Here is a 13,308-nt window from a genome sequence, read left to right as displayed (position 1 = left end):
GTCCGCACGCGGTCCGTCATCGGGCGTAACGCTGGCTCGGCTCAACCCCTCTGGCGGAGGTGCTGCCGGGTCAGCTCCGCGAGCTCGTCGTCGCTGAGGTCGTCGTAACGCTTGCCCTCGGAGCGCTCCAGGCGCATCCACCGGACGAACAGCAGGACGAGCACGGGCACGTCGGCGACCTCGGCGATGAACCAGAGCAGGTCGCCGGAGAGGTGCTGGTCGTGGAGCGGGGAGGGGAACCAGAACGGCGTCCGCGCGACGATCGCCGGCGCGTGGTCCAGGATGCCGTCGTTGAGACGCAGCAGCAGGCCGGGGATCGCGTCCAGCACCAGCTCGACGAAAGCGAGCAGGAACTCCACGGTGATGAAGAAACCGGTGCGGACGACGGAGTGCGCGACGATCGGCAGCACCAGCAGCAGGCCGACGAGCGGGGTCAGGACCGAGATGGTCCACTCGGACCAGACCGAGTCGCGCAGGACGGCGGCGAGGGGCGTGAGGAACACGAGGAACACCGCGCACGCGAACACCGGGGCGGCGATGGCGTTGCCGAACGTGCGCACCGGCCAGGAGCGCATGACCCGGTCGGTGCGCCGGCGCCCGGCCGGCCCGAGCGCCACGCGCGCGAGGGCGACGGGCCGGCCGAGCGTGAGGAACGCAGGCACGACGAAGAGCAGCAGCGCGATCCTGGTCGTGAACGCCCAGCGCAGGTCGGTGCTCTCGGCGCCGAGGAACCCGAACGAGATGACCGCGTACGACCCGAGGCCGAGGACGAGGAACGCCGCCGTCAGCCGGAGCGGCCACCGGCGGCCGTTCCGGCGGAGTCGGAGGACCCCGCCGAGGTAGAGGAGAGCGGCAGCGGCGAGCAGGCCTGCTGCGGCAGGGTCGAACGACCAGGTGGTGAGGAAGACGGCGACGGGGGGCGTGAGCGGCTCCGATCGGTGACGGGCGTGCCCATTCTCATCCCCGCCGTGCCCGGCGGCTCGCGCGGTGTGCTCCGTCTGAGAGGAACATCAGCCCGACTCAGAGGACTCCCGGCGGATGCGCCGCTCGCCCATCTAGGCTCGATCCCGGTCGCGCGGACATCGGGCGATGGGGTGCGGGTCGTGACACGGGCGAGGTCTGGATGACGGGCGGCGAACGACGGCGGGCTCTGGAGCAGGAACGCGCGGAGCGCACCGCCGGGCGGTCACGCCGCCGACGGCCGGTCGGCGCCCGGCCCTCCCGCGGAGCCTCGCGCCGCGGCGTCGCGCTCGGCGCCTCCGGTGCGACCATCGCGCTCCTCGCCGGCATCGCCATGGCGCCGCCGGCCATGGCGGAGCCCATCGACATCGTGACGGCGGCGGCCTCCGGTCGCGCGTCCCACCAGACGATGACCGTCTCGGCGATCGTCGCCTCCGCCCGCGTCGACCGCGACGACCCGGTCGCTTCGGCGGTCGCCGGCGTCATCGCCGGGCACGGCGGTGCGGCGGGCGAGCGTGCGGCGGGAGCGATCGTGTCGGCGCTCGCCGTCGGCGGCGTGCGCGAGAAGATCGTCGCGACGGCGCTCAGCTATCTGGGCGACCCGTACGTGCTCGACGGGGCGGACCACTCGGGCATCGACTGCTCGGGCCTCGTCATGGTCTCGTACGCGGCGGTCGGCATCCCCCTCGGACACCTGGTCCATCTGCAGGACGACGCGGGCCGCCCGATCAGCGAGAGCGACGCGCAGCCGGGCGACCTCGTGGTGTTCGACGATGAGGAGCACATCGCGATCTATCTCGGCGACGGGGTGCTCATCCAGGCGCCGGAGGAGGGCCGCCCGGTCGAGATCACGACCGTCTGGCAGGGCGTCCCCCACCACTTCACGCGCCTGCTGCCCTGACGGTCAGCGCGCCCGGCCGTCGATGCCGAGCGTGCGCAGGACACCGGCCACGCGTTCGCGGTCCTCGTCGCCCAGGCCGAGGATCGGCCGCGGAAGGCACGAGCGCGACGCCCATCCGAGCTGTTCGGCGATCGCTGCCGTCACGCGGAGGCTGCCGTGCGCAGCGAAGAGGGTCCACAAGCCCTGCCATTCCCGCGACAGGGCGCTCGCGCGTTCCGCATCGCCGGCGTGGGCGGCGGCGGTGATCCTCGCCGGGTGATCGGGCAGCGTCCCGGCGATCACCGAGTACCACGCGTCGCAGCCGGCGTTCAGACCGGCCGCGCCGGACGCGTCGCCCGAGACCCCGATGGTCACACCGCTCGGGAGGATCGAACGGAGCCGGTCGATCCGGGCGCGTGCTGAGACAGGATCCGCCGGCACCCCCGGGATCTTGATTGAGGCCACATTGCGGAGCGTCGCGATGCGCGCGTAGAGGTCATCGGAGAACGTGACGTGGGTGGTGCCGGGGTTGTCGTACACGATCAACGGCACGGAGAGCTCGGCATCCACGTCCGCGTACAGACCGTGGACGTCGTCATCGGTCAGCGCCTGGTAGGTCATCGGCGCCAGCAGGACGGCCGCGGCGCCGGCGGCCTGCGCGTCTTCCGCGTACTGCTGCACATGACTCGTCCGTAGGCCTCCGATGCCCGCGAAGACCGGGATGTCGCCGGCCTCGGCGACCGCCGCGGACACGACGGCGCGACGCTCCTCACGGGAGAGGTAGGCGTACGATCCGGTGGAGCCGAGAGCGGTGATCGAGTCGACGGGCGCGGCTGCCAGCCGACGCACGTTCGCTCGGAACGCGCCCTCATCGAAGCGGTCCTCGCTGAGGGGGGTGAGAGGGAAGGCGCTGAGGCCGTCGAGAGCGACGTCATTCACATCCCGACGGTAGCAACGACGGGGGAGGGGCCCGCTATCCCTCCCCCTAAGCCGGTTCGGTCGGCGCGTTCAGGTCGCGCAGTGACCGCTCGCGTGCCCACGCCTGAATGGAGGGGTGGGCGGAGCATTCGGTGTAGACGTCGATGGCGACGATGTCTTTGGTGGCGGTGAGTCCGTAGTAGACGCCGTCGGGTCGTTCGGCGCGAATTGAGATATCCATGTCCCCAGAGGTCGGGTTGGTCCAGTCGACGGTTCTGGCAATGGTGAAGCCCTGGCCTTCCCAGTAGGCGGTGAGTTTGTCCGCGATGGGGTGCGGGTCAGGGTCGAACGGGTCGTGCTGGACGGTGGCGGACACCTGGTGAGCAGTTCTCGATCCCACAGTTCCGCACGGTGCGAGGCCCACGTCCTCTGCGGCGGGGTCCCAGGGCTTCTGTTCGATGATCGCGCCACGGTACCAGCCTTCGGTGTGGCCGGTGGCGGCGACGGCGGCGTTGGTGAGGTCTGCCCATTGGCTGAGCAGCTGGGTCATGGTCTTCTGCGGGGCGCCCGGCGTTTGCGGGGCGGGGCCACCGAGTGCGGGTATGGGCATGCATCCTCCTATCAATGACACGCTTGCCACGGCGATCACCGTGGCAGCGCAGATTCTCCCGATTCGACTCATCGCGCTGGCTTCGTGAGTCATCGGGTGGGCCTCAGGCCGCCGATGACTTCCCCGGCGACCGACGGTAGTGAAGGCGGTCACCACCTGCGGCCGTAGTCGTTCGCGGTGCGGCCTGTCGCCGGGGGAGAGCTGTCTCTATCTGGGTCGTCGCGGTGTTCGCGGAACAGGTCTGAGGGGTCGCTGATCGTTGCGGCGGCCGTCTGGTTTCCCCTGTCGGCTGAGCCCTGCCCGAGGGACGACGCCGACGGGGTGGGCGTCGGCGTGTCGTGCAGTTGGTCGAACCGCTTCTGCAGCCGCTTCTCCGCCCAGGCATCGATCGAGGGGTGGGCGGAGCATTCGGTGTAGACGTCGATGGCGACGAGGCCGGTGGAGGCGTCGAGTCCGTAGAAGACGCCGTCAGGTCGTTCGGCACGGAGGAGGACGGACTGCTCGCCGCTGGGGTTGGTCCAGTCAACGGTTCTGGTGACGGTGAAGCCCTGGCTTTCCCAGTAGGCGGTGAGGGTGTCCGCGACCGGGTGCGGGTCAGGCTCGAACGGTGCGTGGTAGACGACCGCCTGTACTTGAGATGCGTCGTCCGATCCCCGGGTGTGGCATGGAGCGAGACCCACGTTCTCGGCGGCGGGGTCCCAGGTGCGGCTCTTGTCCAGTGGGACGTCCTCCTTCCAGTTCTGGGTGTCGCCGGTGGCGGCGATGGCGGCGTCGGTGAGGTCGGCCCATTGGCTGAGCAGTTGGGTGATCGTCTTCTGCGGGGCGCCCGGGGTTTGTGGGGCCGGGCCGCTGAGCGCGGGTATGGGCATGCATCCTCCTATCAATGACACGGTTGCCGCGGCGATCGCCGTGGCACCGCAGATTCTCGCGATTCGACTCATCGCGCTGGATTCGTGAGTCATCGGGTGGGCCTCAATCCGCCGACGACTTCGCCGAGGTGGCCGGTCGTGGTGAGCGCGGCGTTGTAGAGCGCCTCGGTTTTGGGGTCGAGGTAGCCGTGACCTTCGGGGGCGTACCCGTTGAGGAAGTTGAACCCGTCGTGGTTTTCTCCGAGGGCGCTATGGCCCCTGGTCTGCTTCAGCCGGTCGCCGTTGGGGAGGGTTGTGCCCTCGGAGGAGAACGATTGGGCCCCGCGGATGACCGCGGCCGGGGCCAGGGTGCCGGCGGGTGAGAAGGCGGCCTCCGGGTTGGGTTCGGCCCGGCCCCCGACGGTCGAGCCGAACGGGGCGAGTTGGTCCTGCGAGGCGGCGGTCGTGTAGATCGAGGGGAGCCCGCCGGTCTTCTTCACGTGCAGGTCGGCGAGCGAGGTCACCGTGTCGGTGTCGATGCCCGCGGAGCCGAGCATCGTGAACGAGTCCACCGGATACTTCGTGTGGGTCAGAGCGTTCGCGGCCATGGTCGTCCCGTACGAGTGGGCAAGCACGGCCACGGAGGGCAGGTTGCCGGCGCGGCTGGCGCGGGTGCCGTCCAGTTCGATGGCGAACCGCCAGGCGCCGTCCTGCGCCAGTGCGGGATTGTTCACCGTCACGAGGTCTGGGGTGTCGTAGCCCAGCCAGCCGATCACACCATGTGTGTGCCGACCATCACGCTTTCTCTGTTCTTCGTACAGGTTCCACGCGGCCTGTGACCAGTTCCGGGTGGCGTCCGTGGCGTCGGAGTTCATGCCGGGTGCGGCCCAGGTGACGGTGTGGGCGGTGTCGAGGTCGCCGTAGCCGATAGCGACCATCGGCACCGACGCATCCAGGTTGAAGGACACCAGCGAGGCGGACCCTCTCGCGAGCACGTCCTTCAGTGCGCTGAGCACCTTCCGTTGCTCCGGGGTTAGATCGGGCCTTTTCTTCGCACGTTCGTAGATGGTCAGGTTGCAGGTGTTCCGCACGCCGTAGGGCAACCCGGCGAGGTTGCCGAGGATCTCGGGCGCGGCGGTCTGGAACGCGGCCCTCTGCTCGGGGAGCAGCCGCTTCCACCATGTCGCGACCCGGTCCGGAGGCGGGGGATGCTCCCAGAACCGTTGCACGATCTCCGGGTCCTGGGCGATCAAGATGCGCAGTTCTTCCGGGGTCAGCCGGGTCAGACTCTCCATCAGCGCCGCGTTCGCACTCGCCGACCCCGCGATCGCGGACAGTTTGCTCACCGCTGTCGCGAACGCGGCCACCTGTGGGGCCGGGATGACGGGCATGGCGCCCTGCAGAGCCTCGTCCAGTGCGCTCGCGAAGGTCTTCTCGGCAGCGTCATACTCGTGCCCGGCCTGCCTGGCGCGCTTCCGGGCGTCGTCCAGACGCTCCTGGGCGTCCTCGATCGCGAACCGGGCCCGGATCAGCGTGTCCTCGGTGTCCTGCTCCGCGCGCCGGGCGTCGAGCATCGTCCGGCGCGAGGACTCCTTCCCGGACGCATAGGCCCTCTGCAGCGCATCCGCGGCCAGCAGCAGGGCCGCATGCTCGACGCCGAGTGCGGCGACCTTCGCCTCTGCCTCCTCCAGGTCGGCCTGGGCCTCCTCCGCATCCTGCAGCGCCGCGTCCGCCGTGTTCTGCGATGTCGTCATCGACGTCAGCCAGGTCGTCGCGGCGGCGGCGCCCGCTGAGTGCCTCGAGGATGCGATGCGCGCCGCGTCTGCGAGCGTCCGCAACCGGTCCCGGAACACGTCGGCGGCCAGCCCGGACCATGCGGCGGCCTCGAGCCCGGTGTTCACCAGGTCGTCCGCCGCCGTGGCCTGCCCGTCCAGTCGCTCGGCCCACTTCCTGAGGTGAGAGGCCAGGGCATCCACCGTTCCGGTGTCGCCCGGGGTCGGGTCGGTGTCCAACCCGGCCGGCGACCAATCCGCCCATCTAGAACCCAATGACTTCACCCCCGTCGATGCGGAACCGGGAGGCGTCTTCCGCATCCCGCCGTTCGTGGGCGGCCGCCACCTGCTCGAGAGCACCGGACAGCCCCACCACCAACTCATCGACGGCCGACTGCCCGGAAGCCCAATACCGTTCGAAACGGTCCACCGCGCCACGCGCCGCCGACGATCCGAAGCCATCCGCTCCGTCCGCTGCCGGACGGCGTCCGGCGGAGGTGCGCTTCAACGCCTTCGAGCCCTCGCGCAATCGCTCTGCGTCGACCCCGATCCTCGCCATCTATGCTCCAGGTATATCAATGGATATTTTGGACGAGGTTAGCATCGGCGACGAGGTAGCGATCCGGGCATGGCCGCAATCAGGGCGAACGCAGTGAGGGGAGGGATCGCGTCGGATCCCTCCCCTCACGATGCGCAGTGCGTCAGACCTGCGGGGCGCCGCCCGGGCGGCGACGGCCCCGGGTGACGAACAGGTAGCCCGCGATCAGCAGGGCCAGTGCGATCACCGCGATGAGCGGCGCGACGACCGAACCGGTCGAGGCGAGCGAGCCGGCCGTCGAGGCCGATCCGCCGTTCACCGCTCCGTTACCGCCGCCCGTCGACCCGCCGGGGAGGGCGCCAGACGGCTGGCCGTCGGCGGTGACCTCGAAGTTCACCGTCACCGCCTTCCCGCTCTGCGCTCCGGTCACGGTGATGGTGTGGGCGCCGAGCTCCGTCGGCGCGGTCGCCGTGATGGCCGCCGATCCGCCGAGCACATCGGTACGGGGCAGGGCGACCGGGTCGGACTGCATGACGCCGGCGACCTGCCGGTCGCCGCGGAAGCCCGCCAGCGTCGCGGTGATCGGGTCGCCCGGCTTCACCGTGGTCGCGCTGAGAGCCACGGAGGCTCCGGCGCTGAGTGCTGCATAGTCGCGGTTCAGCTCCAGAGCGCGGGCGATGGTGAAGAAGGTGTCGGACTGGTCGGTCAGGCCGACCACGTCCGCGGCGCCCGGCCCGTAGCCGGCGATGCGGAGCTGGGAACCGGTGTGCTGCTGCGAGCCGCCGGCGGCCGCCGTGCCGTATGCCACCTTCATCACGGTGCCGTCGGCGGTCGTCAGCGCGGTCGACAGGGTCGCCGGCGGGGTGCTGTCCACGATCTGGCTGGTGTGGGCGTGGTCGGCGGTGACGATGACCAGGGTGTTGCCATCCTTCTTCGCGAACGCGAGCGCCGCCTGCACGGCCTCGTCGAGGTCGACGGTCTCGCCGATCTGACCGCACGCGTCGGCCGAGTGGTCGCGCTTGTCGATGCTCGCGCCCTCCACCTGGAGGAAGAAGCCGTCGCCGCCCGGCGCGTCGAGCAGCGAGATCGCCTTGTTCGTCAGCGACGAAAGGGACAGGTCGGTCGCCAGGCGGTCGGGGTTCGGGCTGCAGGTGACCGGCGCCTGGTCCGCGCCGCCGACGGTCGCCGTCGTCGAGGCGTACCGGGTCGGGAAGTTGCCCGCGGTGAACAGGCCGAGGAGGGGCTTCTGCTGGTCGGCCGCGGTCACCCCGGCCAGGCCGGCGGCGTCGCCGACCACCTGGTAGCCGCGCTCGGCGGCCTGGTCGAACAGCGTCTTGCCCGACCACGGACCGGCCTTCGCGGTCTGGGTGAAGGAGGCCGAGCCGCCGCCCAGGGTCACGTCGGCGCGGGTGTCGAGCAGCTGCTCGCTGATCGAGCCGAGGCCGCCGTTCTGCAGGGCGTCGGAGCCGCACGATGCGCTGTCCGGGCCGTAGCAGGAGCGGGCGCCGACGTGCGCGACCTCGACGGCCGGCGTCGCGTCCTGGATCTCGGCGGTGCTGACGTTGCCGGTGCGCAGGCCGTTGGCGCGCGCCAGCTCCAGCAGCGTCGCCTGCGGCTTCCCGTCGATGTCGACGGAGACCGCGTTGTCGTAGGTCTTGGTGCCCGTGGCCCAGGCGGAACCGGTGGCGGCGGAGTCCGGGACGTAGTCGGGCTTGCCCTTGTTCGCGCCGTCCTTGTACAGCGAGTAGGTCGTGTACTGGCCGGTGAGCGGCAGCGCGTCGATGCCGGGCAGCATCCCGCCCGCGCCGTACTGGTAGTTGCGGGCGACTGTGATCTCACTGTCGCCCATCCCATCGCCGATGAGCAGGATGACGTTCTTGGCCGGCCCGCTGACGATCGACTGCCGGAGCGCCGTCGTGGAGTCGTCGGGGTTGCGGGCGGCGCCGCCGTTGTCGGAGGTCGCGGCCAGCGCGGGCGCGGGGAGCAGCGCGGCGGCGAGCACGCCGGAGGCGGCGACGAGCACGGCGCCGCCCTTCCAGCGCGAAGCGGAACGGAACATGCGGGGTGGTCCTTTCGGTCGAGTGACCGGACCATCCGACCGGGCGCCGGTGACGCCGGGATGAACCTGAGAGAGCGTACATGTGAACTCTCACAGGGGCCGGGCGCGGCGCCCGTCAGGTGCCGAGTTCGCGCCGCATCAGCCAGCGCACGCGCGCGCCCGAGTGGGCGTCCGTCGCCCGGACGCGCGAGAAGCCGTGCTTCTCGAAGAGCTCGACCGTTCCGACGTAGCCGCTGATCACATCCACGCGCTCGCCGCCCGTGTCGACCGGGTAGCCCTCGACCAGCGCGGCACCGGAGGCGCGCGCGTGCTCGACCGCGCCGTCCAGGAGGTCGTGCATCAGCCCGCGCTTCCGGAAGCCGCCGCGGACGACGAAGCAGACGATCGACCAGGGGTCGCGATCCTCGTCGAGATGCGGGATGGTGCGCGAGTTCATCAGCCGGCGGTACGTCGCCTTCGGGGCGACGGAGCACCAGCCCGCGACGTCGCCGTCGAGGTACGCGAGCACGCCGGGGCCGGGCTCGGTGGAGCATTCGGCGCGCATGTGCGCCACCCGCCCGGCGGTGTCGAGCCGCGCATCCCGGTACGACATGCAGACGCACCCGCCCGCGCCGGGCTTCCGCGGCACCATGAAGGTGGCGAAGTCGTCGAAACGACCGGTGGCGGGGAGGACGTCGACGGCCATGCCGGAAGTGTATTCCGGCCCACCGACGACCTCAGGCGCGCCGACTACGCCCGGCGGGATGCCGTGGCCGCGACACCGGCGAGCGGCCCGCCGCGGAGACCCAGTTCCGGGAAGGCGAGCAGCACCATGTCGACGAGCTCCTCCAGCGGGCGGGTGAGCGGATCGGTGACGGGGAGGCCGAGCTCGGCTTCGTGCTCGGCGATGGTGTCGTCGATCTCGGCGGCGGTGAGACCTTCGTGGTTGATGGTGACGCCGATGACGCTGGTGTCGCTGAACGCCTGGATCAGGGCGATCTCGCTCGCGGCCGTCGGCATCGGCATCATCGGGAAGTCGCCCAGCATCACGCGAGCCGGCGCGTGCTGGAGGATGACGCCCTCCGGCCGGCTGCCGCGCAGGATGGCGCCCGAGCTGAGGTAGGCGGGGTGGCTCAGCGCGCCCTGGCCTTCGACGATGATGACGTCCGGGTCCTCCTCCTCGAACGCGGCGACGACCTGCGCCTCCACCTCGCCGGAGCAGAACTGGGGGATGGTCGCATCGAGCGCGACCGCGTACCGGGCGCCCTGGATCAGCGACGTCTGACCGGTCCCGACCATCACAGCGCGGATGCCCTGCGCGTTCAGCGCTTGAGTGAGCAGTGTGGCCGTCGTGCGCTTGCCGACGGACCCGTCGGTGCCGAGCACCGCGATGCGCGGGCACGTGACATCGAAGATGCGGCCGCTGAAGAGCTTCAGCTCCGCGATCTCCTTCGGTCGCCGCACGTCGTCGATCGTCACACCGGCCACCAGGGCCGCGGCGACGAACTCGGCGTCGTCGTTGAGGTACTCGTGCAGTCCGTTGACCAGGTTCATCCCGCGGTCGATGCCGTCGAGGAGCACGGCGCGGTGGTCGGCGGTCAGCAGACCGTCGGTCGGCGCCATCCCGAAGATGAGGGTGTCGGGGGTGAAGCCGGCACGGTCGAGGGATGCGTCCAGGCTCGCGAGCACCGGGATCCCGTTCGGCGCGCCGTCCAGGACCTCGCCTGCGTCGGCGCCCGCACGGGTGCTGTCGATGACGCTCAGGATCTCGTACTTCTCGGAATGGCGGACGAGACCGTTGGCGGTCTTGCCGTCGAGCCTTCCGAACAGTCCTTCGCAGTAGACGACGGCTTTCACGGACGCGGGCATGGCGCTCCTCTTGTGTGCACAGAGGAGGCGACGAGTCGTGGCCGGATCCGGAGGATCCATCTGTCAACGAGGCGTCTTCCCTGAAGTCGGCGCAGTGCCGGCCCGCGAACCATAGCAGCGCAACCTGGGCGTGGATCTCGTCGTGACTGCTTCCGGGGGAGGGCGCGGCCGTGCCGGACCTCCCCCGGTGCGCTCATTCCCCGGTCGTGCGCGTTCGAGCGCGCCTGCGCCGCAGCATCAGCAGCGCGCCGGCGATCAGCAGCGCCAGGGCGATCAGGCCTGCCATGCCGCTCACGTCGGACCCCGTCGAGGCGAGGGCCGCCGGATCGCCGCTGGACGACGCCGTTCCGGCCGCCGTCACCGTGAAGGCCGCCGAGGCGACGACGGTCCCGCCGATCGACGCGGTGACGGTGTGCGCGCCCGCGGGGACGGTCGGCACCGAGAAGGCGAACGTCAGCGTGCCGTCGGCCTGCGCAGTCGCCGTGCCCAGCGACACCGGGGTGGAGTTGAACACGAGAGCGACCTGCGTGCCCGGAGCGAAATGCGTGCCGCTGACCGTGATGCGGTCGCCGACGGCGCCGGAGCCGGCGGACAGCGTGAGCGCCGTCGGCGGGTTCGTCACCGAGCCCGCGACCCCCTGGGCGCCCAGCGGGAGATCGCACGCGATGCGCCCGCTGTAGAGCGCGTGGCCCTCCGTCGCGCTGCCCGGGCCGGTGCCGTACACGCCGTCGTCCGCCCAGAGGGCTTCGCGCGTCCCCCCGGCGCAGGTCGATGCGGGCGCCAGCGCGAAGCCCTCCAGGTTGTCGTTCGGCAGGCCGGCGGGCCGGCTGTACGCGACCTGCGGGACGATCGCGCCCATCCCGTCGACCTTCAGCACCGTGGACGTGACGCCGCAGGTGTTGTCGCAGAGGGCCCAGATGCGCTGGGTGGCCGTGTCGAACTGCACGTCCATCACGTGGCCCATCTTCGTGTCCACCACCGCGACCCGGTGGAAGGTGTGGTCGCTGTTGAGCGCGTACGCGTACAGCTTCCCGTCGTTCTCGAGGGCGGCGAAGTAGAGGCCGGTGCCGTGCAGCGGGTAGTCGGCGGGCCGGTACGTCGTCCCGGTCGACTGGTCCACGAAGCCGGTGCTCGTGAGGTAGCTGTCCGGCACGAACGTGACGCCCTCGAAGCCGAGGTTGGCCTCTGTCTTATTGCCGGCGTGCAGCTCCGGGAACTCCGCGGTCAGGTTCCACTGGTCGGTCGCGACGAGCTGCGTGGCCGACGACGTGGGATCGATACGGAGGATGGAGTTGAGCGGGATGGTGTTGGCCGCGTTGTTGCGCTCGGTGGTGACGTAGAGCGCGCCGTCCGGTCCGACCGTCAGACCCTCGGAGTCCGGCTGGTTCGTCGCGGTGTCGGTGCTCCCAGGGAAGAAGATCTGCTTCCCGGCGCCCCAGCCGTTGGCGGTGTCGGCCACCCAGAGGCCGTTCTGCTTCACCATGCGGAACACCCAGCTCTTGTTCTTCACGCTGTAGAGCACGTTGGCGTTCGTCGGGTCGAAGGCCAGGCCGCTGACGTCGCGGCCCTCTGGGCCGGTCGTGGTCTCCCACGCGCAGAGCGCATCGGCGACCGCGACGGCGCTGCTGCCCGGCCAGGTGGAGGGGGTCGGCGCGCCCGCGGGGAGGGTGCCCGTTCCGGACGGCGCCTCCGGCTGGCAGGTCAGCGTGCTGCCGCCGCCGTTGCCGCCGTCGGCCGGGTTGGTGAGCACGTTCTGGCACGCGCCGGCGTTGGAGGCGCCGAAGCTCTTGGTCGCGACCGAGGCGAAGGAGCCGGTGCCGTCGGGGCAGCGCGCGTAGGCGCCCGCTCCGAACCCGTTGCCCTCGTCGGTGCCGGCCTCGCCCGCGGTGTAGTCGACGGAGTCGACCAGAGTGCCCGCGGTGCCGCCCGCGCCGTCCGGAAGGTACAGCTTCACGCTGTCCCCACCGCTGCCGAGGCCTTTGGTGGACGAGAAGTACGCGAACCCGTGCGCGGGAACGACCGTGGTCGGGCTGCCGTCCGCGAGCGACGCCGAGAAGGTCGTGGCCGCGGTCGCGGCGCTGCTGTCGGTCTGCAGCCAGCCGGTGATGTCCACATCCACCGACCCGGTGTTGGCGAGCTCGATCGCGTCGCCGACCGGGGTGGCGGTGTTGTCGGACGACACCTCGTTGATGTGGATGCTCTTCCACGCCGGCAGGGCCGGTGCGAAGCGGCTCGTGCCCGGCGAGCCGATGTCGCCGCTGGCCGATGCCCACGACGCCTCCGCGTCGCCGACCGCGGAGAGCTGCCACTGCGACGCGTCGTTCGCCCCGAGGGCCGCGGCGGTCGTGGGCACGCCGGACTTCCCCTGGGTGCGCGGACCCTTCGCGGCGCCGGTGCCCTGGTCGTTGTAGGTGAGCCGGTCGACCAGGTCGGCGACCGCATCCGTCCCGTCGAAGAGGTTGATCTCGTCGGCGCGGCCGAGCCCGGTGGTGTTCCCGGCGAGGATCTTCACGTCGGCGCCGAGCGACCACTCGGACCGGAAGGCGGCATCCGCCGACTCGGTGATGATCGCGGATTCCCCGGACGCCAGCGTCCCGAGCGCGTCCAGCGGCACCGTCCCGGGCGTCTCGCTGTCGTCATCGAACGACCAGCCCGTCAGGCTCACCGGCGTCGAGCCCAGGTTGGTGAGCTCGATGAACTCGCCGCCGGTGGTGCCGGGGCTGTACATCCACTCGGTGATCCGGACGTCGGGGGTCGCCGCGGCCTGGGCCGCAGTCGGGAGTGCGAACGCCAGGGTTCCGGCGGTCGCGGTGGCGGCCAGGACCGCCACGGCTCGGGTTCTGAGAAGTCGCATAGGAACGGAAGCTAACGAAGC

The 13,308-nt window shown here is 70.9% G+C and carries 11 protein-coding genes; 1 reads left to right on the top strand and 10 read right to left on the bottom strand.

All coding sequences use genetic code 11. The annotated features are described in order from the left end of the window. Positions 1–41: 41 nt before the first annotated feature. Complete coding sequence (locus BJ963_RS11015; protein ID WP_179458109.1) at positions 42–866, bottom strand: cytochrome c oxidase assembly protein; 825 nt, start codon at positions 864–866, stop codon at positions 42–44. A gap of 257 nt (positions 867–1,123) precedes the next feature. Here BJ963_RS11015 and BJ963_RS11010 point away from each other — a divergent pair, with 257 nt between their 5' ends. Continuing rightward, the gene (locus BJ963_RS11010) at positions 1,124–1,861 is read left to right on the top strand and encodes a C40 family peptidase (protein WP_246298033.1); all 738 of its coding nucleotides are present in this window, start codon (positions 1,124–1,126) and stop codon (positions 1,859–1,861) included. Between the two features lie 3 nt (positions 1,862–1,864). On the opposite strand, the gene BJ963_RS11005 is transcribed toward BJ963_RS11010, so the two are convergent. The 9 genes from BJ963_RS11005 to BJ963_RS10965 form a co-directional block, all read right to left on the bottom strand. Beyond that, positions 1,865–2,779 carry a dihydrodipicolinate synthase family protein gene (locus BJ963_RS11005; RefSeq protein ID WP_179456583.1) on the bottom strand — a complete coding sequence of 305 codons (915 nt, stop codon included), beginning with the start codon at positions 2,777–2,779 and terminating at the stop codon, positions 1,865–1,867. A 46-nt stretch (positions 2,780–2,825) separates the two neighbouring features. Continuing rightward, a complete protein-coding gene (locus tag BJ963_RS11000; protein WP_179456581.1) occupies positions 2,826–3,308 on the bottom strand; it encodes a hypothetical protein in 483 nt (160 codons plus the stop codon). Positions 3,309–3,517: 209 nt separating this feature from the next. After that, on the bottom strand, positions 3,518–4,237 hold the full coding sequence (locus BJ963_RS10995) for a hypothetical protein (RefSeq protein ID WP_246298032.1): 720 nt from the start codon (positions 4,235–4,237) through the stop codon (positions 3,518–3,520). A gap of 89 nt (positions 4,238–4,326) precedes the next feature. After that, on the bottom strand, positions 4,327–6,228 hold the full coding sequence (locus tag BJ963_RS10990) for an alpha/beta hydrolase (protein ID WP_246298031.1): 1,902 nt from the start codon (positions 6,226–6,228) through the stop codon (positions 4,327–4,329). A gap of 25 nt (positions 6,229–6,253) precedes the next feature. Continuing rightward, positions 6,254–6,547, bottom strand: a complete 294-nt coding sequence (locus BJ963_RS10985; protein ID WP_179456579.1) for a hypothetical protein — start codon at positions 6,545–6,547, stop codon at positions 6,254–6,256. A 142-nt stretch (positions 6,548–6,689) separates the two neighbouring features. After that, positions 6,690–8,585: an alkaline phosphatase gene (gene phoA, locus BJ963_RS10980; protein ID WP_179456577.1), complete on the bottom strand. Its 1,896-nt coding sequence runs from the start codon at positions 8,583–8,585 to the stop codon at positions 6,690–6,692. A 115-nt stretch (positions 8,586–8,700) separates the two neighbouring features. Next, on the bottom strand, positions 8,701–9,270 hold the full coding sequence (locus BJ963_RS10975) for a GNAT family N-acetyltransferase (protein WP_179456575.1): 570 nt from the start codon (positions 9,268–9,270) through the stop codon (positions 8,701–8,703). Between the two features lie 44 nt (positions 9,271–9,314). Next, a complete protein-coding gene (locus BJ963_RS10970; protein ID WP_179456573.1) occupies positions 9,315–10,433 on the bottom strand; it encodes an N-acetyltransferase DgcN family protein in 1,119 nt (372 codons plus the stop codon). 193 nt (positions 10,434–10,626) lie between these two features. Continuing rightward, positions 10,627–13,287: a lamin tail domain-containing protein gene (locus BJ963_RS10965; RefSeq protein WP_218857060.1), complete on the bottom strand. Its 2,661-nt coding sequence runs from the start codon at positions 13,285–13,287 to the stop codon at positions 10,627–10,629. Positions 13,288–13,308: the final 21 nt, after the last annotated feature.

The sequence above is a fragment of the Leifsonia soli genome (genome assembly GCF_013408745.1).
In the GTDB taxonomy this organism is placed as follows: domain Bacteria; phylum Actinomycetota; class Actinomycetes; order Actinomycetales; family Microbacteriaceae; genus Leifsonia; species Leifsonia soli.
The sequence above is the reverse complement of the archived record's forward strand: the minus strand, read 5'-3'. Positions and strand labels throughout refer to the sequence as shown.

Bases quoted from the DNA above. Each gene is read 5' to 3' on its own strand.
- BJ963_RS11000 (WP_179456581.1), bottom strand. From the start codon at position 3,308: ATGACCCAGCTGCTCAGCCAATGGGCAGACCTCACCAACGCCGCCGTC.
- BJ963_RS11010 (WP_246298033.1), top strand. From the start codon at position 1,124: ATGACGGGCGGCGAACGACGGCGGGCTCTGGAGCAGGAACGCGCGGAG.
- phoA (WP_179456577.1), bottom strand. From the start codon at position 8,585: ATGTTCCGTTCCGCTTCGCGCTGGAAGGGCGGCGCCGTGCTCGTCGCC.
- BJ963_RS10975 (WP_179456575.1), bottom strand. From the start codon at position 9,270: ATGGCCGTCGACGTCCTCCCCGCCACCGGTCGTTTCGACGACTTCGCC.
- BJ963_RS10985 (WP_179456579.1), bottom strand. From the start codon at position 6,547: ATGGCGAGGATCGGGGTCGACGCAGAGCGATTGCGCGAGGGCTCGAAG.
- BJ963_RS10995 (WP_246298032.1), bottom strand. From the start codon at position 4,237: ATGCCCATACCCGCGCTCAGCGGCCCGGCCCCACAAACCCCGGGCGCC.
- BJ963_RS10970 (WP_179456573.1), bottom strand. From the start codon at position 10,433: ATGCCCGCGTCCGTGAAAGCCGTCGTCTACTGCGAAGGACTGTTCGGA.
- BJ963_RS10965 (WP_218857060.1), bottom strand. From the start codon at position 13,287: ATGCGACTTCTCAGAACCCGAGCCGTGGCGGTCCTGGCCGCCACCGCG.